The 20,271-nt window shown below is 62.6% G+C and carries 16 protein-coding genes; 8 read left to right on the top strand and 8 right to left on the bottom strand.

What is annotated here, in order from left to right:
* Nucleotides 1-31 precede the first annotated feature (31 nt).
* Nucleotides 32-1,846, top strand: coding sequence for a glutamine--fructose-6-phosphate transaminase (isomerizing) (glmS, locus tag NGM68_RS13835; protein WP_252698825.1), 1,815 nt, complete (start codon nucleotides 32-34; stop codon nucleotides 1,844-1,846).
* 100 nt (nucleotides 1,847-1,946) lie between these two features.
* Here glmS and NGM68_RS13830 read toward each other — a convergent pair whose 3' ends face one another.
* A complete protein-coding gene (locus NGM68_RS13830; protein WP_252698824.1) occupies nucleotides 1,947-2,372 on the bottom strand; it encodes a hypothetical protein in 426 nt (141 codons plus the stop codon).
* Between NGM68_RS13830 and NGM68_RS13825 the strand changes: the two genes are divergently transcribed.
* A complete protein-coding gene (locus NGM68_RS13825; protein WP_252698823.1) occupies nucleotides 2,353-2,736 on the top strand; it encodes a hypothetical protein in 384 nt (127 codons plus the stop codon). The genes NGM68_RS13830 and NGM68_RS13825 overlap by 20 nt on opposite strands.
* 146 nt (nucleotides 2,737-2,882) lie before the next feature.
* Here the strand turns inward: NGM68_RS13825 and NGM68_RS13820 are convergent, their stop codons facing one another.
* Together NGM68_RS13820 and glmU are read right to left on the bottom strand one after the other, a co-directional pair.
* Nucleotides 2,883-3,170, bottom strand: a complete 288-nt coding sequence (locus tag NGM68_RS13820; protein ID WP_256469889.1) for a translation initiation factor eIF-1A — start codon at nucleotides 3,168-3,170, stop codon at nucleotides 2,883-2,885.
* A 392-nt stretch (nucleotides 3,171-3,562) separates the two neighbouring features.
* Nucleotides 3,563-4,744 (bottom strand): bifunctional sugar-1-phosphate nucleotidylyltransferase/acetyltransferase, encoded by a 1,182-nt coding sequence (gene glmU, locus NGM68_RS13815; RefSeq protein WP_252698821.1) that lies wholly within the window; start codon nucleotides 4,742-4,744, stop codon nucleotides 3,563-3,565.
* 299 nt (nucleotides 4,745-5,043) lie between these two features.
* Between glmU and NGM68_RS13810 the strand changes: the two genes are divergently transcribed.
* Both NGM68_RS13810 and NGM68_RS13805 read left to right on the top strand, forming a co-directional pair.
* Nucleotides 5,044-5,247: a DUF7563 family protein gene (locus tag NGM68_RS13810; protein WP_252698820.1), complete on the top strand. Its 204-nt coding sequence runs from the start codon at nucleotides 5,044-5,046 to the stop codon at nucleotides 5,245-5,247.
* Nucleotides 5,248-5,503: 256 nt separating this feature from the next.
* Nucleotides 5,504-5,776 (top strand): MarR family transcriptional regulator, encoded by a 273-nt coding sequence (locus NGM68_RS13805; RefSeq protein ID WP_252698819.1) that lies wholly within the window; start codon nucleotides 5,504-5,506, stop codon nucleotides 5,774-5,776.
* 123 nt (nucleotides 5,777-5,899) lie between these two features.
* Here the strand turns inward: NGM68_RS13805 and NGM68_RS13800 are convergent, their stop codons facing one another.
* Nucleotides 5,900-6,916, bottom strand: a complete 1,017-nt coding sequence (locus NGM68_RS13800) for a lipid II:glycine glycyltransferase FemX (RefSeq protein ID WP_252698818.1) — start codon at nucleotides 6,914-6,916, stop codon at nucleotides 5,900-5,902.
* A gap of 2 nt (nucleotides 6,917-6,918) precedes the next feature.
* Nucleotides 6,919-8,532 (bottom strand): alkaline phosphatase family protein, encoded by a 1,614-nt coding sequence (locus tag NGM68_RS13795; RefSeq protein WP_252698817.1) that lies wholly within the window; start codon nucleotides 8,530-8,532, stop codon nucleotides 6,919-6,921.
* Nucleotides 8,533-8,790: 258 nt separating this feature from the next.
* On the opposite strand from NGM68_RS13795, the gene NGM68_RS13790 reads away from it, so the two are divergent.
* Nucleotides 8,791-9,948, top strand: coding sequence for a DegT/DnrJ/EryC1/StrS family aminotransferase (locus NGM68_RS13790; protein ID WP_252698816.1), 1,158 nt, complete (start codon nucleotides 8,791-8,793; stop codon nucleotides 9,946-9,948).
* Between the two features lie 98 nt (nucleotides 9,949-10,046).
* Nucleotides 10,047-11,114 carry an mRNA surveillance protein pelota gene (locus NGM68_RS13785; protein WP_252698815.1) on the top strand — a complete coding sequence of 356 codons (1,068 nt, stop codon included), beginning with the start codon at nucleotides 10,047-10,049 and terminating at the stop codon, nucleotides 11,112-11,114.
* 79 nt (nucleotides 11,115-11,193) lie between these two features.
* Here NGM68_RS13785 and NGM68_RS13780 read toward each other — a convergent pair whose 3' ends face one another.
* The 3 genes from NGM68_RS13780 to NGM68_RS13770 all read right to left on the bottom strand — a co-directional run bounded on the left by NGM68_RS13780 (nucleotide 11,194) and on the right by NGM68_RS13770 (nucleotide 18,513).
* The gene (locus tag NGM68_RS13780; protein WP_252698814.1) at nucleotides 11,194-11,979 is read right to left on the bottom strand and encodes a TrmB family transcriptional regulator; all 786 of its coding nucleotides are present in this window, start codon (nucleotides 11,977-11,979) and stop codon (nucleotides 11,194-11,196) included.
* Nucleotides 11,976-15,086, bottom strand: coding sequence for an MMPL family transporter (locus NGM68_RS13775; protein ID WP_252698813.1), 3,111 nt, complete (start codon nucleotides 15,084-15,086; stop codon nucleotides 11,976-11,978). The genes NGM68_RS13780 and NGM68_RS13775 overlap by 4 nt, the downstream gene beginning before the upstream one ends.
* 250 nt (nucleotides 15,087-15,336) lie before the next feature.
* Complete coding sequence (locus tag NGM68_RS13770; RefSeq protein ID WP_252698812.1) at nucleotides 15,337-18,513, bottom strand: MMPL family transporter; 3,177 nt, start codon at nucleotides 18,511-18,513, stop codon at nucleotides 15,337-15,339.
* A 225-nt stretch (nucleotides 18,514-18,738) separates the two neighbouring features.
* On the opposite strand from NGM68_RS13770, the gene NGM68_RS13765 reads away from it, so the two are divergent.
* Both NGM68_RS13765 and NGM68_RS13760 read left to right on the top strand, forming a co-directional pair.
* Nucleotides 18,739-18,894 carry a hypothetical protein gene (locus NGM68_RS13765; protein WP_252698811.1) on the top strand — a complete coding sequence of 52 codons (156 nt, stop codon included), beginning with the start codon at nucleotides 18,739-18,741 and terminating at the stop codon, nucleotides 18,892-18,894.
* Nucleotides 18,895-18,982: 88 nt separating this feature from the next.
* Nucleotides 18,983-20,062, top strand: coding sequence for a DUF1616 domain-containing protein (locus NGM68_RS13760; RefSeq protein WP_252698810.1), 1,080 nt, complete (start codon nucleotides 18,983-18,985; stop codon nucleotides 20,060-20,062).
* Nucleotides 20,063-20,271 lie beyond the last annotated feature (209 nt).

The following is a 20,271-nucleotide window of genomic DNA, read 5'->3' as shown; positions in this document are numbered from 1 at the left end:
TAACGATGGTTCCACACGAGGTGAGCCGCTGATGTGTGGCATCATCGGCCGTGTCGGAACCGACGAAGCGATCGATACCCTGTTGACCGGCCTCGAGAACCTCGAGTATCGCGGCTACGACTCCGCCGGCGTCGCCGTCCAGAACGGTTCCGGTATCAAGATACAGAAGCAATCGGGTAAAGTCGCTGAGCTGAAGCAAGCGATCGACAGCGACCTCCTCAGCGGCGAGGTTGGTATCGGTCACACCCGCTGGAGTACCCACGGGCCGCCGACTGACGAGAACGCACACCCCCACACCGACTCGACGCGAGACGTTGCCGTCGTCCACAACGGCATCATCGAGAACTACGCGACGCTCAAATCGTCGTTGCAGGAACTCGGCCACGAGTTCGAGAGCGACACCGACACCGAGGTCATCCCCCACCTGATTCAGTACTACCTCGACGAGGGTGCGTCAGCCGAGACGGCGTTCCGCCGAGCAATCGACGACCTCGAAGGGAGCTATGCCGTCGCCGCGATGGTCGCGAACGAGCACGTGCTGTACGCCGCCCGGCAGGGGTCGCCCCTTGTCGTCGGCCTCGACGACGACGGATTCTTCCTCGCCAGCGACGTGCCCGCGTTCCTCGAGTACACCGACGACGTGGTCTACCTCGAGGATGGCGACGTCGTCGTCGTCCGACCCGACGGAGTGGAGTTCACCACGCTCGAGGGACACGCGATCGACCGCCAACCCGAAACCGTCGCGTGGGATCCCGAACAGGCCGGAAAGGGCGAGTACGACCACTTCATGCTCAAGGAAATCCACGAGCAACCGACCTCGCTGGCCCAGGCCATCGAGGGTCGAATCCAGGGCGACGAACCTGGCGAAGTGGCCCTCGAGTCGTTCCCGCCGGGGGCGTTCGACGGAATCGAACGGATTCAGTTCGTCGCCTGTGGTACTTCATATCACGCCGCGCTGTACGGCTCGATCGCGATGAACCAGTGTGGCATCCAGACGAGTGCGCACCTCGCCAACGAGTACGGGGTGAGCGCCCCGCCGGTCGACGAGAACACGCTCGTGATCGCCGTGACCCAAAGCGGGGAGACGGCGGATACGCTCAACGCGATGCGCCGGGCCGAAGCGGACGGCGCACGGTTGCTGACCGTGACCAACGTCGTCGGTTCGACGGCAGCCCGCCTCGCCGACGACGTCTTGCTCATCCGGGCCGGGCCGGAGATCGGTGTCGCCGCGACCAAGACGTTCTCCTCCCAGGCCGTGATGCTCCTGTTACTCGCGCAATGCATCATCGACGACCTCGATGGAACCTGTGAGGATCGGCGGGCGCTGTACAACGACCTCAGCGGCCTGCCGGACACCTTCAGTTCGATCCTCGAGGACGGCACTGCAAAAGCACTCGCCGAGCAGTATCTCGGTGCCGAGTCGTACTTCTTCATCGGTCGGGGGCTTGGCTTCCCAGTCGCGCTCGAGGGCGCGTTGAAGTTCAAGGAGATCACGTACGAACACGCCGAGGGGTTCGCCTCGGGTGAACTCAAACACGGGCCACTGGCGCTCGTGACCCCCGAAACGCCCGTGTTCGCAATCTTCACCGGCGACGAGGACGAGAAGGTTCTCAACAACGCCGAGGAGGCCCAGACCCGCGGCGCGCCGCTGGTCGCCGTCTGCCCCGCTGGTCATCGGGCGGTCGACATCGCGGATGCCCACCTCGATATCCCGGCCGTCGACCCCGACCTCGCCGGATTGCTGGCGAACGTCCAGTTACAGTTGCTCTCGTATCACGCTGCAGATGCCCTGGGCCGGCCGATCGACAAGCCCCGGAACCTGGCGAAGAGCGTGACGGTCGAGTGAGGCAGTAGCCGGGGTTTTTCTGACGGCTGACGGAGACCGAAGCCGGCCATACTGGTGAATATATCGACGGCGATCATACTGGCCAGAATATCGACGACGCTCACACCGGCAACTCGAGATCCAACCCGAGCCCGTAGGTTTCCTCTCGTGTGGCGACGATCACGCGATCGTCGGCAACGAAGACACTTCGGATCGCTTCGATATCGGCTGAGGCGTCGATCTCGCCGTCCCAGCTGACTCGAGTGAGCCCAGATTCGGTCACGACGTACAAACCGTCGTCGCTAGCTTGCAGTCGTTTGATCTCGTCGTCAATCGCCGTCGTCCACCGGTCAGTCTCGTCCTGGTCGGTGTCATGATTCCGAGCCCGGATCTCGTCCACGTCAGTGGCGAAGAAGACGCCATTCTCGGTGACGAGCAAAGCCCCTCGATCCGCGCGTGATTCCGTCCAGCGAACCGACCCGTCGCTCGGCTCGAGCGCCAGCACGTCGTACCCCTGGGTGACGTAGATGCCGTCGTCGACGAGCAACCCGAAGAACTCCCGTGTAGCCGCCCGATTCGCCGTACCCCCACCGATGCTCGCCGGTGTCGACGTCGAGGGCGACGAGACCGCCGGTTCCTTCCCTGAAATCCTCCTGGCCGAGCACCAGTCCCTCGGCGACGGTCTCGAGGAAGACGCTGGTTTCGTACGTCCATGGATCGCTCGCGTTCGCGAAACTGCCACCATTCTCGTCATCGTCATCGGAACCGTCCGCCGGCGTTCCGGAGTTCGACGTGCCGTCGTCCCGACTCAGACACCCAGCGGCGCTAGCGAGGAGGGTGGTCGTGCCGATACCGAGAACGGATCGACGTGTCACGCGGTTCATGTATTCGACGACGAACACGGCAAGTAAGTGCTTTGGGCACGCTCAAACGAATATTTCAGCTTGGTCGGTTCGGCGACGGGACAGTGAGGTCTCACAGGCGTCTCGAGTGCCCCCGTGGTCACCGAGAGAGGACTCTCGAGAGGTGTGTCAACAGTAACATCCGCAGAGACGAATCAGTCGATATGCCCTTCGCGACGCAGCTGGTCTGCGTCCTGTCCGGTGTAGCGCCATTCGATCGTCGCCTTCTCGTCCTGCCAGTCCCAGGGTTCGGCGACGACGATGTCGTCCTCGTTGATCCAGGTTCGGTACTTCATCCGACCGGGGATGCGTCCGAGGCGGGTTTTACCGTCCTCACACTGCAGTCGGACATGGTTTCCACCGAGGTGTTCGGTGACGACGGCGAATAACTCGTCGTCGTTGGGCATACGGAGATTTCGTCGTTGTTGTGATTCGTCGCTCACAGGTCAACTACGTTCTCCAGCGGTATAACGTATCGGTGTCCCATGATATCGCATCCCGAACTGCGGAAATACGGTTTTAGGGGGAAACAATGGTCAACTATTGGTGTTGACGCGTCGAACGTGGTCGCCGTCAAGAGACGACGTGTCCGAACTCGAGACTCGCCCGATATCGAACTCGGATCCAGGCTACAGTATCCAAAGTATTTCGCTATAGATACCGCACCATATACTATCGAAACTGTAGTTTGTCATTGGTACCGTTTCACCTGTCGAAAACGTACCGTGTGACACGGCTCAACAATTGCGGACAGGGTGTAACAACGAGCAACAATCCCGAACGGTGTGTGACAAGGCTCAACAATTGTACGCTACTGTTCCGCCAGTTGGAGGGGTCAGCGATCGCGATCGACCGTCTCGCCCGGATGACTCGTCGCCCCCGGAGAGAGCTTCAGACCAGGTGTTAGGCTGGTGTTAATGCCAGTTTTGGTCTCATCACCGGCAACCACGCCGAGCTTTCGACGGCCGGTCGAAACCCGTTCACCTTTCACCGTAAACCGGATATCGTCGTCGTCGTGTCGGAGGTTCGCCACGGTCGTCCCGGCACCGAAGTTTACGTCTCGGCCAAGGACGCTATCACCAACGTACGAGAGGTGGCCAATAGTTGCACCCGCTGAAAGGACACTGTTTTTCACCTCGACGGCGTGACCGACCTTTGCGCCCGCATCGACGAGCGTCGCACCCCGAACGTAGGCGTTCGGCCCTACAGTAGCTCCCTCGCGGATAAGCGCAGGCCCCTCGATGACCACGCCAGCGCGAACCGTCGCGCCGTCCTCGACGACGACATCGCCCTCGATAACGGCATCCTCGTGTACCGAGCCGTCGATGCGACGCTCGAGCTCGCCCAGTTTCCACTCGTTGGCCTCGAGCAGTTCCCACGGGCGGCCGACGTCGAGCCACCGCTCGAGGATCACCGGCGAGACGTCGTACTCTTCGATGACCGTCGCGAGCACGTCGGTGATCTCGTACTCGCCGCGCTCACTTTCGGCGACCTCGAGCCACTCCGTCGCAGCCGCCGGGAAAGCGTAGGCCCCGGCATTGGCGAGGTTCGTTGGCGGATCGGCGGGCTTTTCGACGATACCGGTTACCCGCTCGCCGCTGGTGCTGAGGACGCCGTAGTGCTGTGGCTCCTCGACTTCGATGGCGCAAACGGCGGGACAGCGGGCGAACAGTTGGTCGACGGCCGCCTGGTCGTAGAGGTTGTCGCCGTTGAGGACGGCAAACGGGCCGTCGAGGTGTTCTCGAGCGGTGTTGACCGCGTGGGCGGTGCCACGCTGTTCTTCCTGGACGGCGTAGTGAATCGGGACGCCGCGATACGTCTCGCCGAAGTGTGATCGAACGGTATCCGCTTCGTACCCGATCACCAGCACGATTTCCTCGGCACCGGCGTCGATGGCCGTGTCGACGGTGTGTCCGAGCAACGGCCGGTCGGCGACGGGGAGCATCGGCTTTGGCAGCGCGTGTGAGAGCGGACGGATTCGCGTCCCCTCTCCGGCAGCGAGAATAACAGCTTTCATCAGTACCTATGCGTTCGACGATTTTACGGATAACTATAGGGGATATACGGTCGCCGGTCGCCGGCTGCCGGGGGTGGAACGCCCCGGTGGAAATCAGGCCGCCGCTCGACCCGACGCTGGGCCAGATAATCTTCCATTACACAGTGGGTAAGATCGTATTATGCACGCTTGGGGCGGTGACAGTCCCATTTTGTGAACAATTTCACAGTGCACATTGTGAACCATTGTGTCGACGATATCGTTCATTTAGCCCATTATGCAGCCTATAGTAAATACAGTGGTATGATAAGGAGAGATTGATGTCAACCGAACCATCCCACTGGACGCCGATGGCGACGCAAGAGACGACGACCGCCCCGCAGTGTCGGAACTGTGGGACACAGGTTACCCGCCAGTTCGCTCGAGTGTTCGGCGACAATCGCGACACCGTCCACGCTTGCCCTGACTGTGCGACCTACCGTGAGATGAAGACGGCCGACTTCATCCCGAAAGAACACCGGTAACCGAGCCGACTCGCCACAGTGACCGATCGTTCACTCCCCGAGATCCGCCGTCGAAATCACGAGGCTCGATCACAATCACGACCACGACCATCACGACAATGACGCCGGTCACGACCGCGCCGACACGGTGCCACGAAGGAACTCGGCACCGACGGCCAGCAGGCACCCCACACGCCGTCGAAACGATGTCGGCCGTTCATTCCGGCCGTCGTGGTCGCTGCACAACGCGTGGTCGCTCCACATCGAACCCAGTTCAATGAGTGTCTCAAACGACGCCAGTAGTGACGAACCGAACGCACAGCCCTCCCTCGAAGAGCTTCCGCCGAGCGCCAAACTCGTCTACAAGGTGCTCGAGTACGAAGGCCCGATGACCCAGTCCGAAATCGCCACCGAATCCCGTCTCTGCTCGCGGACGGTGCGCTATGCGGTGACGAAACTCGAGGCCGCAGACTGTATCGACAGCCGCGCCTCGCTGCGAGACGCCCGCCGGTCGATCTACCGCGTCTCTCGAGCGCGAACAACTGCCTGATCGTCCTGGCTGCCGCGTCACTCCCTCTCAGCTCGGGTCGATCGCCGATGAACGCTCCATCCCTGTCATCTACCCCTTTCTTTCGGAGAGAAAAGTCGCTGCCGCCTAGTGGGCGTTACATCCCTACTTCCGTTTCCGGTATCGATCGATCAGCATGTCGACACCGTACGTACCCGTCGTCACGGTGTAGTACGTCTCTAACCGCGGGTTGAACTTCGCCTTGTACCGGTTGATGCTCGGTACGCCGGCACCCACCAGATCGTACTCCTCGAATCCTGCCTCGAGGCCGGTCGACATCACGTGCCAGTCGAGCAGGTCGTTGATCGACAGGTCGAGGTCTGTCTCAAGTTTGACCCCACCTTGCCAGCGATATCTGGTCGTGTCCCCGTCAACGACGAGAATGCCGCCCTGAAACGTGCCGTCGATACGACAGACGTACGGCCGGATCGATCCAGGGGGGAGCACCTCGTAGAGCGATCGGACGAACGACGTCGACAGGTGAAACGAGCGACCCTGGCTCTCGTATCGAGCGCGAACCTGCTCGACGATTCGGTCGATGTCGTCGATCGATCCCTCCTCGATGGTGTACTGGCCCTCGAACTCGTCGGCGGCGCGGATGTTCTGTCTGGCGTCGCTGCTGAACCGGTCGAGTAGCGTGGATTCGTCACAGTCGAGATCGACCACGTAGGTCGGTTCGGGTTCGATCTCGTAGCCGCTCCAGGTGAACGGGCGAATGTCGTCGACCGCCACCGCGTCGAACTTCGTGTACACCGGCGAGAGTTCGTCTTCGATCCACTCCAGACAGCCCTCGAGAAACGCCTTCGCGCGCCGGTCGGCTTTCCGCTGTTTGAGCTTTGCGAGGTTGCACATGACTGGGCCGAGGTAGTGTACCCACGAGTACGGTGCCGGGGAGAACACGCCGGTAACCGGCCCCTTCCGATAGGCGAACACCGGAAAGAGACCGACCACCTCCTGTCCTTTGAAGCCGACGAGCAAGTGGACGGTCGTCTCCGTATCCCCAGCCTGCAGAGAGAGGGCATCGGCGTAGTAGAACGGGTGCGTCCGATCGGCTCGGTCGACGTATCGATCCCACTCGTCGCCATCCTCGTGTGGATCCAGGTGTTCGATGTCGATTCCCATCGTTACAGATACCCCAGGTCTGCCAGTCGATCTTCGACCGCCCCGTCCTCCGTAGCGGTGATCGGCTTTGGTTCGTAGCTCGGGTAGCTCGTGCGTTCGCTGGCGTCGACGATCGGAAGGACGGAGCCGTCCATCTCCTGGTCGATCCCCACGTCGAAGAACGAGCATATCGTCGGCGCGACGTCGAAAATCGTCGCCCCCGACAGGGACGCGCTCTCGTCGAAGTCCGCCCCGGCGGCCGCGACCACGCCCGTTCGTTTGTGGTTCCAGGGTTCGATCGGGTCGCCGAACTGCTCGCCCTCGAGCCCCTCGACAATCGCGTTGTCGAAGTCCGCCGGCACGGTGATGATGTCCGGTGCCAACTCGAGTTCCGGCCCGTCGAAGACGGCCTCCCGTGGCTCGACGGCCTCGAACATCGGTTCGCCGTCTGGCGTCCGGACGCTCGAGAGGTCGTCGATGAGGTCGACGCGGTAGGACTCGTACTCGGCTTCGGGAACGATGCCGTTCGGCTCGCGGCCCTCGAGGTTGATGCGAACACCGAGTTCGCTCTTCGAACGGAGGTAGGCTCTCGAGTTGGGGAAATCGACCTGTTCGCTCGCGGCGCGGATCACGTCGTTCGGCACTCGTCGACCGATCGGTTCCTTCAACCCGACCGTATCGAGCGCGTTAGCGACCCGCTGGGTGGTGATTCCCACACGAGCTGCCAGGTTCATCCCCTGCTCGAGAAGGCTCGTGTCGTGCTCCCCCGCGGACTCTCCCTCCAGCAGGTCGTTCTCCCAGGCGCGCGACCACGTCGGCATCCCCTCACCGCCGCTTTTGGCGACGACGTCGCCCCGTTCACGGAGGAACTCGTTGACCCGGAACTCCCAGCCCTCGACGGGGCCGATGCCGTGATCGCTGACGACGAGGACGTTGTCCGGATCGAACTCGAGGATCGTCCGGGCGAGCTGATCGTCGACTGCCCGGTAGACCGCTTCGATAGCCTGTTTGTCGCCGGGGCGTTCGTGAAACACCGAGTCGGTCTGCTGGAACTGGACGAAGCCGAAATCGGGCTCGAACCGATCCACGAGATACCTGAACGCCTTTCCACGCCCCTCGATGGTGCGTTCGTAGCTCTCGATCGACTGGTTTGGTTCGGGCCCGCTCTGGGGGTACACTCGGTAGTCACCGATGGCGTCCTCCACCTCCTCGAGAATCCCTTCGGGATGACACGGCGGCGACTCGGGCGCGGTCATCCCGGGGATCAACGCGCCGTCGAACGATCGAGTGGGATGGGTCACCGGCACGTTGACCACCACGCTCGAGAAGCCGTGATCGCTCAGAAGTTCCCACACCGGGCGTGCGCGGACGTGCGACGCGTTGACGACGTCCCAGTCGTAGCCTTCGAAGCTGAGAAAGTCGTAGACGCCGTGTTTGCCCGGGTTCTGTCCGGTGTACATCGACGGCCAGGCGCTCGCCGTCCACGGCGGCAGCTGGGATTCGAGCGGGCCGTGGGTTCCGACTTCAAACAGTCGGCGCAGCGTTGGAGCCTGGCCCGCCTCGAAAATTGGTTTGAGCACGTGGAGACAACCAGCGTCGAGACCGACGACGAGCAATCTGGGACGATCCGTTTCCATGCCCGGGAATTCGTTGTCGGCAGCTTTGTTATGCAACTGCTTTTTTCTCTATGTTCAGAGTTCTTGAAATCTATTCAGAAAATATAGAATAGAACGTGACTGTAGCCCGCCGTTATCACGCCTGCTCGAGCAGTAACCCCACCATCACTAAGCGACTGGCTGACAGTCAGTAGAACCGATGACTGGTGCACCGTTCGATGTCCCCCGTTCTGCTGGTGTCGTTCCCCGGATCGATCTGCGATTCGACCGAACGAACCGATGATCAGCGCAAATCCGTCACTGCTCGAGTGGTCAACCGACGACTCGAGAACGACCGACATCGACTCGTTCGTCCGACAACACGCCGACCCCGTTCTCTACTACGGTTCCGGGAAGGCCGCGCTGCACGACGGGTTGACCACGTTGGTACGTGCAGCGACCGCCGAACCGGACACGGTGGAGACGTGGGAAAACGTAGTACTTCCCGCCTACCTCCCCGACGCCGTCGTCGAACCGATCGTCGACTGCGGCCTCGAACCCAGACAGTACGCGATCACCGACGACCTCGCCCCCAATTTCGGCGACCTCGAAGCCCGCATCGACGACCAAACGCTGGCGATCATGTCGGTAAACTACTTTGGCTTCCCACAGCCTGGACTCGAGGAGGTGGCCTCCCTCGCCGCCCGCCACGACTGCTATCACATCGACGACAACGCCCACGGTGCGTTGAGCTTCGACGACGGTCGATTACTCGGCACGCGAGGAGATATCGGCTTTACGAGCCTGTGGAAGCTGTTACCGATTCCGGACGGCGCGCTGTTGTATCTCTCTAACCCGTCCGTAGCCGAACATTTCGAGGGATCCGCGTTGGCTGGCGTCGAAGACACCGTTCACGCGGCCGACCTGCAGTTCGTGGTCAAATCGCTGGCAACCGGCCTTCTCGACGCGAATCGAACGGTCAAGGAGTCCGTCCATCGGCTGGTTGCGAACAACGGCCTGTCCGGGCCAGCGACCGACCCAAGACGGCGATACGAGTCCTCGAAAGCGCCAATGTCGCGGCTTTCCGCGTACCTCGTACAGGAGGCCGACCCGATCGAGATCCGGTCGGCCCGCCGCTCGAACTACCGGGCCTGGGCCTCCCTCTTCGAAAAACGGCCAGACGTCGAACTCGTCTTCGAGTCGCTTCCCACGGGTGTGTGCCCACACGTCTGTCCCGTCCGCACGAAACACCCTACACAGCTCCGTCGGTTGCTCGAGGACTACGGCGTCGACGGCACCCACACATGGCCGCGACTGTCCGCGAACGTTCGCGATAACCCCGACTACGAGACGGCACACCGACTCGCGGCCGAGGTCGTCGTCCTCCCGGTTCACCAGCACATCGATCCGAGGACGATTCTCGAGGTGGCGAACGCGATCGATCGTCAGATCGGCTAGCCCCGAACGCACCGTACCCACGTACCCACGATCAGAACCGCAGAACCGAGCCAGCGGATCCGTCACGCACTTACCCCCACCCCGATAATCGCTCGCGTATGCAACTCAAAGACCGGGAGCCACTCGAGGGCGGACGCGAACGGGTGACGGTCGTCCCCGAGAGCGTCGACGACCTCTGGCACCTCCAGTACGTGCTCGAGCCCGGCGACCGCGTCGCGGGTGACACCACCCGACGGATCCAGCGCGACGACGAGCAGTTACGTGATACGGGCGGCGAACGCGAGCATATGTGGGTCGCCATCGCCGTCGACGATATCGAGTTCCACAAGTTCGCCAACCGCCTGCGCGTCGGCGGCGAAATCGTCGCCTGCTCCCGGGAGGATCAACTCGGCTTCCACCACACACTCAACGTCGAGGAGCGCGACGAGATTTCGATCGACAAGCGGTTCAAACCCGACCAGAACGCCCGCCTCGAGGAAGCCGTCGAGGCGACCGAAAACCCCGATGTCGCCATCGCCACCGTCGAGGAAGGCGAGGCCCACGTTCACACCGTCGCCCAGTACGGCACCGAGGAACGGGCGTCGATCAGCGGCCCGACGGGAAAAGGCGAGTACGCCCGCGACCGGTCGGAACTATTCGCCGACCTCGGGAAGATCCTCTCACGGCTCGAGGTCGATGCGATCATCCTCGCTGGCCCCGGCTTCACGAAACAGGATGCTCTGAAGTACCTCGAGCGAAACCACCCCGACGTCGCCGAGCAGGTGACGATGGTCGACACCGCCGGTGTCGGCGACCGCGGCGTCCACGAAGTGCTCAAACGAGGGGCCGTCGCGGACGTCCAGGAGGAGACCCGGATCGAATCGGAAGCCGAGGCGATCGACGAACTCACCAAGCGAATCGCCGAGGGTGCGAAAGCCGCCTACGGGCCCGAAAGCGTCGCCCAAGCCGCCGAATACGGCGCGATCGACGAACTGCTCATCCTCGACGAGAAACTGCGCAAGGAGCGAGGGGCCGACGGCGAGTGGGCGATAAACGTCGACGACGTGGTCCGGACGGCCGAGCAGAAAGGCGGCGATGTGACGGTCTTCTCGAGTGAGTTCCCGCCTGGCGAACAGCTCTCGAATCTCGGTGGAATCGCGGCCCTGTTGCGATATCGGCTCGAGTGACCGGCGTTCGACGAAGTGGTGATGGTCGAAGACTGTCGTGATGATCAGGAGCAGCTAAAGTGCGTTCGAAAGACGGCTGTCAGTCGGTCGAATCGGGTGCAACCGGCGCGTGACCGCCATCGGCGGCTTCGATCAACTGAATCAACACCGAGGCAAAGCGCGAGCCAGCGCTCCAGAACGCCGTCTCGCTGCCGTCATCGTCGACGACGCTCAACAGAATCGTATCGTCGTCGACGATCACGATCCGTCCCGATCGGTCGTCACTCTGGTGGTGTGAAGGTGGCGAAAACACCGTCACTCCGTCGAGACGATCCAGCCGATTGCGAACCGCTGGCGTCCGACTCACAGCGGCGACCTCCAGTCCCGCCGCGGCCTGTTTCTCGAGCACGGCCTCGAGTTCGTCGGTGACGAGGGGTTCCAGCCTGGTTCCGAAGACGACGCGTTCCTCGGCCCGCGAGCACAGATCGAGCGTCCGGTCGTCGATGCGTGCGCGTCCGCGAACGGTCCAGATGTCCTCCTGTTCTTCCTCGCCACCGGGTTCGCTCCGTACCTGCTCCACGTAGTCGAACGCTCGCTCCTGTTCGTTCTCGAAGCGAGATCGAAGCGTCGAACGCGCCTCGTCGATGCTCACCGGTCGGTACCGAATCGGGCTCGACTGCTGAACTTCCAGCAGGCCCCGATCCTCGAGGCTCTCGGCGACGCTGTACACCTGCGAGCGGGGAACGTCCGTGATGCTCGCCACGTCACGGGCGGTGCCCGAACCCAGTTGCTGGAGGGCGATGAACACCCGCGCTTCGTAACTCGTGAGTCCCAGGCGTTCGAACGCCTCGATGGCGTCGGTCTCGGTCGGGGTCGTTGTCGTCATCGGTCGTAACCTCCCGTGTATTCCTCGCTCGAGTCGTCGGACTCGAGGCCACCGTCACTCGCAGGCGTCCCTCGGGGTGACGCAGTCGTCGGTGCGAACGAGACGTCGGGGCCGAAATAGCGCGTCCAGAGGACGAGTAGCGTCGGCAGGACGATCACGCTCGCGAGGAACGCGTAGATGATCGTCAACCCGGTGATAATCCCGAACTGACGCAACACCGGCAGGATGGCAAAACTGAGAACGCCGAAGCCGCCGACGGTCGTCGCTGCACTGCCGAGCAACGCGCCGCCGGTGCCAGTGACCGTCGTCTCCATCGCGTCCCAGACGCTACCCTGTCGCTCGAGTTCGAGCGTGTAGCGTGAACTCACGTGGATGCTGTAGGCGATGCCCAGGCCGATGGTGAGGCTGGTGATCATCCCCGTGAGGACGTTGAACGGCATCCCGAGGAGGTACATCGTCCCGAGAATCCAGCTCACGGCGAGAGCAACCGGCACGAGGGTGACGATACCCAGCATCGCCCCTTTTCCGGTGGCCCAGTAGGCGACCGAGAGGAAGCTGACGACGGCAACGAGTGTGATCATGAGGCTCTCGAGCACCGTGGCCATCAGGTCGCCCTCGACGACGTAGTTGACGACCGGATCGCCAGTCGCCGTGGCCGTCCAGCGTGGATCGGTACCGTCGTCGTCGATGCCGGCGGCAATCGCCCGCATCTCGTCGGTGATATCGCCGAACTCGGCGGTTCCCTGAACGGCGACCACCAGCCGAACGGCCTCGTACTCGCCGTCGTCAGTGCGGTAGACGTACTCGCCCGCCGTCGGATCGGTGGCGAGCAACTCGTCGTAGACGGTCTCCAGATCCTGGGTCGGAACGGAGTCCGGCCCACCGCCAGCAGCGGTGAACGTCTCGTTGAACGACTCGTTCACCGCCGCCACATCACGCATCTTCGAAATTGGCCCCTCGACGTCGGCCTCGCCGTTTGGCAGAACGTAAACGACGTCCTCGCTCTCGGCGGCTTCGCGTTCGGCGCGGTCGAGTCGCTCGAGTGTCTCCGGATCGGTGATATCACCCTGAACGAGGATCTGGGCACGTACGTCCTGGCGCTGGAAGTGTTCGTTGACGTAGTCGAGGTTCGATTTCGCCTGGTACTCACCGGGAGCGAGCGGGCCCAGGTGTTGTGCCCACTCCGGTGGGCTGTCGGCAAGGAAATCCTCCTCGCTGAAGGAAGTGTCAACCTGGCTGGCTCCGTAGACGCCGCCCGCGGTGAACACGAGAGCGACGACGAGGATCACGAGCGGTGCTTTCCGCGCGGCCGTCGCACCGATCGTCAGCACGCTGCTGAACCGACCACCGCCGGTGCCAAAGGCGCGCTTTCGCCGGTCGAGGCCGACCCGCTCGAGGAGCGAATCGAGTTCGACTTTCGCCGCGGGGACGAGCGCGCCGAAGATCAGGAGGGCCGCGAGGATGCCGAACGAACTCACGACGCCGAACTCGCGGATCGGAGCGATCGGACTGATGAGGTTCGAGAGGAAGCCGATGACGGTCGTCGCAGTTACCCACACCAGTGCGACGCCGACGCCGGCAAGCGCAATCGCCATCGAACCACGAACGTCGCTGGTGATGCCAGCGGCTTCGCGTTGCTCGCGATGGCGCATGAACACGTGGATCGCGTAGTCGATCGAGAGGCCGATCAGGAGGACGGGCACCGCGACGAACATCTGATTGAACGCGATATCGGCCCAGCCCATGAAGCCGAACGTCCAGACGAGCACGAGGAGAATGCCGAGGACGCCGAGGGCGATGTCGAGGACGTCCCGGTAGGCGATGGCGAGTGCGAGGACGACGAACAACAGCGCCAGCGGCCCGACGATTGCCAGGCTGTCGCCCATCGATCGGTCGATCTCGTCGCCGATGATGCCGAAGCCGAAGACGATGTAGTCGTTGCTGTCGACGTGTGCGTTCGCCAGATCCTGTAACACGAGCTGGGCGTCGAAGGCGGGGTCGTCGGTTTCGCCCATCTCCGGCATACCGGTTCCGTCGGTCAGTTGCGTGAGAAACAGCATCCGGGCTTCGGCTTCGGTCGAGCCGGGTTCGTAGCCCGTCGACATGAGCGCCAGGGCAGCCGAATCCTCGCCATCGTCAGAGAGGACGTCGGCGATGAGTTCCTCGTACGCCTCGTCGTCGAGGTTCTCGATGGCCTCGATCTGTTCCTCGAGGGTCGGATCGTCGGCGGTCTGGAGCGCTCGTTGATCGGCCTCGAGTTCCTCGCTGTCTGCTTCGAGCTGTTCCCACTCGTCGGCAAGGACGCCTGACGTCCCCTGTTCGAACAGCCCCTCACGTTGTTCGGCGAGTTCGGCGGACTGAGACTCGTACTCGTCGTCGCTGATCTCGCCGGCTTCGTACTGGCGCTCGAGGTGGTACTCGTTATTGACGACCGTCCGAAGATCAGCGACAGTAGCCTCGAACGTCGCCGTCTGTTCGGCGTCGAGGTCGGCGGTCGCGTCAGCAATCGTCTCATCGAGGCGATCCTCGAGTTCGCCGGCCTCCTGTTCGTACGTCTCTTCGTCGATCTCACCCTCCTGGTGGGAGGTGTTGAGGGCAGCGTACTCCCGTTCGATCCCGACGACGGTTTCGAGCGCCTCGCTGAGTTGCTGGCTCGTCTCGTTGAGCGACTCGCTTCGTTCCTCGAGTTCGGCCCCGCGTTCGGCGAGTTCGTCGGCCTGGTCGCCGCGTATCGCCGTGATGGCGACGATGTTCTCGACGCCCGTCATCGCGTTGTTTTCGGCGAGAGTGGCGTTGATCGACTCGTTGGCACGAATCGCCTGTTGGAACTCGAGGGAGTCGATCAGCGACTCCTGTGAGAGGACGTTCTCCCCGCGAACGATCACCTGAACGGTCGTCGTGTTCTCGGTTTCCTCGACGGTGAAGTTCTCGCCGATGTACTCGGCGGCCTCGAGTTCTGGAGAGTCGCTTTCGAACTGATCGAGGGAGGAGTCGTCGTCGACCATCGTGGCACCGGAACCGATCACGAGCGTCACCACCAGCATGACTACGAGGATGGTCTTGCTGTAGGTGGTGATCGCCTCGGCGATTCGATCGGGGGCGCTCATTCGATCGCCCCTCCGGACGTTTCGAAGAATATCGGGGACAGCATTCTGTTGTGATGATCGTACTAAACGGATGCGTAAATAGTCGTTGTTATTCGAATACTAACATTCAATCCGTACGACGGTACTGCCATCCCACCTGTGTACTTCATCGATGGAACCTGCCGGGAACTGGACTGTCGCCAACCCAGACGCCCATTGGGAACACAACTGCTGCCGGCCCGGATCGATAAAAACTGGTCGACCACCGAGATCAGTCGCTGTCACCGTCGGTATCGCGATCACCGACTCGAGCGAGTCGACCTCGCCAGGACGATCGATCGAACGCAAAATCGTCGTGACGGTACGGTGCGGGGGCGACGAATCGCGTCCACAGCGCGAGCAGTGTCGGTAACACCACCACGCTCGCGAGAAACGCGTAACCGATCGTCATCGCGGTGACGAGGCCGAATTGTCGGAGCAGCGGGACGATCGAGACGACCAGGACGCCGAAGCCACAGATGGTCGTCACCGCGCTCCCGGTCAGGGCACCGCCGGTCATCGACAGCGTTCGGTCGAGGGCCTGCCAAACCGAGCGACCGGCCTCGAGTTCCTGGGTGTAGCGTGCGGTGACGTGAACGGCGTATGCGATCCCGAGGCCGATCGTCAGGCTGGTGACCATCCCGGTCAATACGTTGAACGGGATTCCGACCATCGCCATCGTCCCCAGCGTGGCACCCAGGGCGATGACGACGGGAATCACCGTGACGACCCCGAGCATCGCACCGCGCCCAGTGAGCCGGTAGGCGACCGTGAGGACGCCCATGACGGCGATCAGTGCGACAAGCAATCCGTTAACGACGCTCGCAAACAGGGTTCGCTCGAGGGCGTAGGTCACGAGCGGTTCGCCAGTCGCCGTCGCCTCCCATCGCTGGTCGTCGAGATCTGTGAGACTCGACTCACCTGTCGCTGTTCCGCCTTCGCTTGCACCCTCGAGAATCGCCGCAATCTCGCGCATCTCCGCTGCCGTCTCCGCGCTCGAGGTGCCGGTATCGATCCCGACGACGAGCCGGATCGCCTCGTACTCCCCGGTCTCGCTTCGGTAGATAACTTCGCTGGCACCACCCGGGTTGACGTCAAAAACCGCGTCGTAGAGCCCGAGGACGTTCTGGTCGGGGACATCGTCGTCCGTCCGGTCGGCCAGCCGATAGGTCGCATCGAACGACTCGCTCTCGGCGGCTGCGGCCTCCATTGCCGTCAGCGGCGACCGAACGTCGGCCGATCCGTCGGGAAGGACGTAGACGACCTCGCTCGAGCGTGCCCGTTCTTCGGCTCGACTGACGCGCTGGAGGGTCGTGCCGTCGGTGACGTCGCCCCTGAGGAGTATCTGGGCATGGCCGTCCTGACGCTGAAAGTTGTCGTCGAGATAGGTCAGCGTCGATTGCATCCGATACTCGCCGGGAGCGAACGGGCCGAGGTGGGTCGTCCAGGACGGCGGCTCCTCAGTCAAAAACGACTCCTCGTCGAACGTGGTATCGACGTGGGTTGCCCCGTAGGCACCGCCGGCGGTGACGAGCAACGCACAGAGGAGTACCACAACAGGGGCACGGCGGGCAGCTACCCCACCGCTAGCCAGAATGCGGCCAACGCGGCTGGCACCACCGATCGCCCGGATTCGGCGGTCGATGCCACGTGCCTCGAGGGCATCGTCGAGTTCGACCTTCGCCGCCGGGATCATCGCTCCAAACACGCAAAGCGAGGCCACGATACCGAGTGCGCTGACCAGTCCGAACTCCCTGATCGGATCGATCGGGCTGACGAGGGTGGCGAGAAAGCCGATCGACGCCGTCGCCGTCACCCAGACGAACGCGGTGGCGATGCCGGCCAGGGCGACCGTCATCGAGTCGCCGACCCCGGTATCGCTGTCGTCCCCAACTCGAGTCGCCAGATCGTCCCCAACTTGGGCCTTCTGGCCATCCCCAACTCGAGCCTCCCGATAGCGCATGAAGACGTGGATCGCGTAGTCGATGGAGAGGCCGACCAGCAGGACGGGGACGGCCACGAATACCTGAGTGAACGCAATTCCAGTCCAGCCCATGATACCGAACGTCCAGACGAGGACGGCCAGCATCCCAGCAACGCCGAGGACAATATCGAGGACGTCCCGGTAAGCCATTGCGAGCGCCCCGATGACCAACACGAGCGCGAGCGGTCCAACGAGGATCACGGTATCGACGGCCGCACGATCCACCTCCGCGGCGACCAGTCCGAACCCGAACACCAGGTGGTCGTCACCGCGGTCAGCGATGTGGGCGTCGATGGCATGCTGGGCGTCGATCACGTCCGCTCCCAGTTCCCCGGATGGGCCCGAGCCTCGATCCAGCGAGTGGCTGACGAGTACCATTCGATCGCTCGACTCGAGCGACGCGGGTTCCGCACCGGTCGGTAGGAGCCGCAATGCACGCTCGCTCCCGGGGCCGCCGTCGGCAAGGACGGTTGTGATCGCCCGATCGAACGCGTCGTCGTCGGCCTCCTCGAGCGCTTCGATCTGGGCGTCGAGCGGCGGCAGGTCGAGACGCTCGAGGGCCTCTCGTTCGGCCTTGAGGTCGTCGGTCGCCTGAGCCATCGCCTCGATCTCGTCGACGAACAACCACCGCGAGCCGTCGACGATCGCCCCATCACGGTCGGATTCGAGACGCTCGAGTCGGCTGGTGTACGTCGAGTCGTCGACGTCGCCAGCTTCGTACTCGCGTTCGAGGGCGGCGATTTCGGCCTCAATCGCCCGAACGCTTGCTGCGGCTCGCTCGAACTCGCTCGCCCGCTCGTCGTCGAGGTCAGCGGTTGCGTTCGCCACCGTCTCCTCGAGGTCGGTCTCGAGTTCGGCGGCCCGCCGTTCGTACTCGTCCTCGCTCACCTCACCCGCTTCGTAGGAGGCGTTCAACGCCTCGTACTCGACCTGGATCGAGGCGACGTGCTCGAGATGTGCTTCGAGTGTGTCGATTCGGGCCTCGAGTTCGGCAGCCTCCTGCTCGAGTGTATCCGCGCGTTCCTGCAGTTCGTCGGCCTCCTCGAGACGGATGATCGCCGTCGCGACAACGTTCTCGACGCCGACGGTGGGGTGATCGTCGACGAGCGTCGGGCCGATGGTGTCGTCGTGTCTGAGCTGTTGCTGGAATCGGAGCCCCTCGAGCAGCGAGTCCCGCTCGAGGGCGTTTTCCTCCCGGAAGATGACCTGCGTCGTCGTCGTGTTCTCGTCGCGTTCGTCGAAGTGTCGATCGGCGTAGGCGAGGGCGTCGCTCTCGGGTGTCTCCGTCTGGAACTGCTCGAGGCTGGTGTCGGTCTCGAGTGCGGGGAGGCCAGCACCCAGTATCAGTGTCGTGAGGAGACAGAGAACGAGCACGTGGCGGCTGTGAGTTACGATGGCCGCGGTCAGTCGGTCACCGACACTCACGGCCGATCACCACGAGTAGTTGCGACCCGGTCGACGCCACGCCCCAGCATCCTGATGACCCGTTGCGAGGCCTCGAGCATATATCTACTGACACCCCTCCCGGAAGAAATCGAAAGTCGCGGGATAGGGGAGGTTTCGGCGGACGGTACGCCTCGTTCTCCCAAATCGATCCTATTCATTTTGGAATTACGATCAAGGGATATTCCGGTGTAGATTGTGTTGCCCATGAAACGGGAGAATATCCAGAAAAAGACCGCCGTACAGTGTGAGCACTGTCAGTCGATCTTCAGTGCGGAGATCGAAACGGACGGGTCGGTCTTTCTCATCGGACTCGGCGAACAGTGTCAGTGCGGTGGATCGAACTTTCGCAGTTTCGCGTAACGTCCACAGGAGAGTATCCCCTCAGAACACCTCGTCCGGCGTGTGCAAACTGCCGATTTTTACCGGTGATCGTCAAACGATGGCGTAAATGAACGCAGCCCGATCGCTGTGGCTGCTCTTGCCCCGGCACGTACGGCATCTCCCTGCAGATCTATCAGCGGTTGTTGGAATGGTCGTACTTACGAACGTTGCCGTCTTCGCACCGTTGATTCGGGAGACCCCGCTCAGGGTACCCGTCGGCCTTGTGTTCATCCTCTTCGTCCCCGGATACGCGTTTATCGCTGCGCTCTTTCCGGAACAGGGCGACGAACCCGTTACAGGTACTGCTCACGAAAGGGACGCAGATTCGTCCGACTCGAGCGACCAGATGGTGGCCGGCTGGGTCGACGTGCCTCGACCCGGGATCGACGGCATCGAACGCGTCGCCGTGTCGTTTGGATTGAGCATTGCCATCGTCCCGTTGATCGGACTCGGGCTGAACTTCACACCCTTGGGGATCCGACTCACCCCGATCATGATCGCCGTAAGCGGGTTTACGCTTCCGGTAACCGCAATTGCGGCCTACCGTCGGTGGGAACTGCCGGTTGAGGAGCGATTTCGCGTTCCGTACCGGCAGTGGTGGCATCGTGGACGGGCAGAGCTGTTCGAAGCGGATTCCCGTGCTGACGCACTTCTGAACCTCCTGCTGGTGGCTTCGATCGTGCTCGCCGTCGGAAGCATCGTCTTCGCCATCGCCGTCCCGCCCCAGGGGGAACAGTTCTCCGAGTTGTATATCCTGACAGAGGACGACGACGGCGACCTCGTGGCATCCGGCTACCCCACGGAGTTCGCCCAGGGTGAAAGCGCCGAGATCGTCCTCGGCATCGGCAACAACGAACAACGAACTGTCAACTACACCGTCGTCGTCGTCGAACAGGACGTCGAAACCGTCGACAACGACTCGATCGTGCACGAACAGCGCGAGCTACAGCGGTTTCACACGCAGGTAGCGCACAACGAAACGTGGCTTCACACCCACGACATTGCACCGACGATCGATGAGAACGACACGCGGATCGTATGGCTCCTGTACGTCGACGACGTCCCAGCAGATCCAACCAGCGAGAACGCAGACTACACTGTCCATCTCTGGGTCGACGTCGGCGTCGAGCCGGACGAAGACGGGTGACATCCGGCCTCGAGAATTGGTTCCCCTCCCACCAATGGAGAGGGAATCCACTCGATCCCAGCCTTCAACACGACCCCATCCTCACCTCGACCCCCTCACGTCGGAACCGCTGTTCGGCCTCGAGCGGAGTGGCGCGCCCCAATAGCAGCCACTGCACGTCATTGGACACCCGATCGCCAGCCGTATCGAAGATCAGTGTGTAAATCGTT

The organism is Natronosalvus vescus (assembly GCF_023973145.1).
In the GTDB taxonomy this organism is placed as follows: domain Archaea; phylum Halobacteriota; class Halobacteria; order Halobacteriales; family Natrialbaceae; genus Natronosalvus; species Natronosalvus vescus.
The sequence above is the reverse complement of the archived record's forward strand: the minus strand, read 5'-3'. Positions and strand labels throughout refer to the sequence as shown.

Bases quoted from the DNA above. Each gene is read 5' to 3' on its own strand.
- glmS (WP_252698825.1), top strand. From the start codon at position 32: ATGTGTGGCATCATCGGCCGTGTCGGAACCGACGAAGCGATCGATACC.
- NGM68_RS13825 (WP_252698823.1), top strand. From the start codon at position 2,353: ATGCCGTCGTCGACGAGCAACCCGAAGAACTCCCGTGTAGCCGCCCGA.
- glmU (WP_252698821.1), bottom strand. From the start codon at position 4,744: ATGAAAGCTGTTATTCTCGCTGCCGGAGAGGGGACGCGAATCCGTCCG.
- NGM68_RS13810 (WP_252698820.1), top strand. From the start codon at position 5,044: ATGTCAACCGAACCATCCCACTGGACGCCGATGGCGACGCAAGAGACG.
- NGM68_RS13805 (WP_252698819.1), top strand. From the start codon at position 5,504: ATGAGTGTCTCAAACGACGCCAGTAGTGACGAACCGAACGCACAGCCC.
- NGM68_RS13800 (WP_252698818.1), bottom strand. From the start codon at position 6,916: ATGGGAATCGACATCGAACACCTGGATCCACACGAGGATGGCGACGAG.
- NGM68_RS13795 (WP_252698817.1), bottom strand. From the start codon at position 8,532: ATGGAAACGGATCGTCCCAGATTGCTCGTCGTCGGTCTCGACGCTGGT.
- NGM68_RS13790 (WP_252698816.1), top strand. From the start codon at position 8,791: ATGATCAGCGCAAATCCGTCACTGCTCGAGTGGTCAACCGACGACTCG.
- NGM68_RS13785 (WP_252698815.1), top strand. From the start codon at position 10,047: ATGCAACTCAAAGACCGGGAGCCACTCGAGGGCGGACGCGAACGGGTG.
- NGM68_RS13780 (WP_252698814.1), bottom strand. From the start codon at position 11,979: ATGACGACAACGACCCCGACCGAGACCGACGCCATCGAGGCGTTCGAA.
- NGM68_RS13775 (WP_252698813.1), bottom strand. From the start codon at position 15,086: ATGAGCGCCCCCGATCGAATCGCCGAGGCGATCACCACCTACAGCAAG.
- NGM68_RS13765 (WP_252698811.1), top strand. From the start codon at position 18,739: ATGAAACGGGAGAATATCCAGAAAAAGACCGCCGTACAGTGTGAGCAC.
- NGM68_RS13760 (WP_252698810.1), top strand. From the start codon at position 18,983: ATGAACGCAGCCCGATCGCTGTGGCTGCTCTTGCCCCGGCACGTACGG.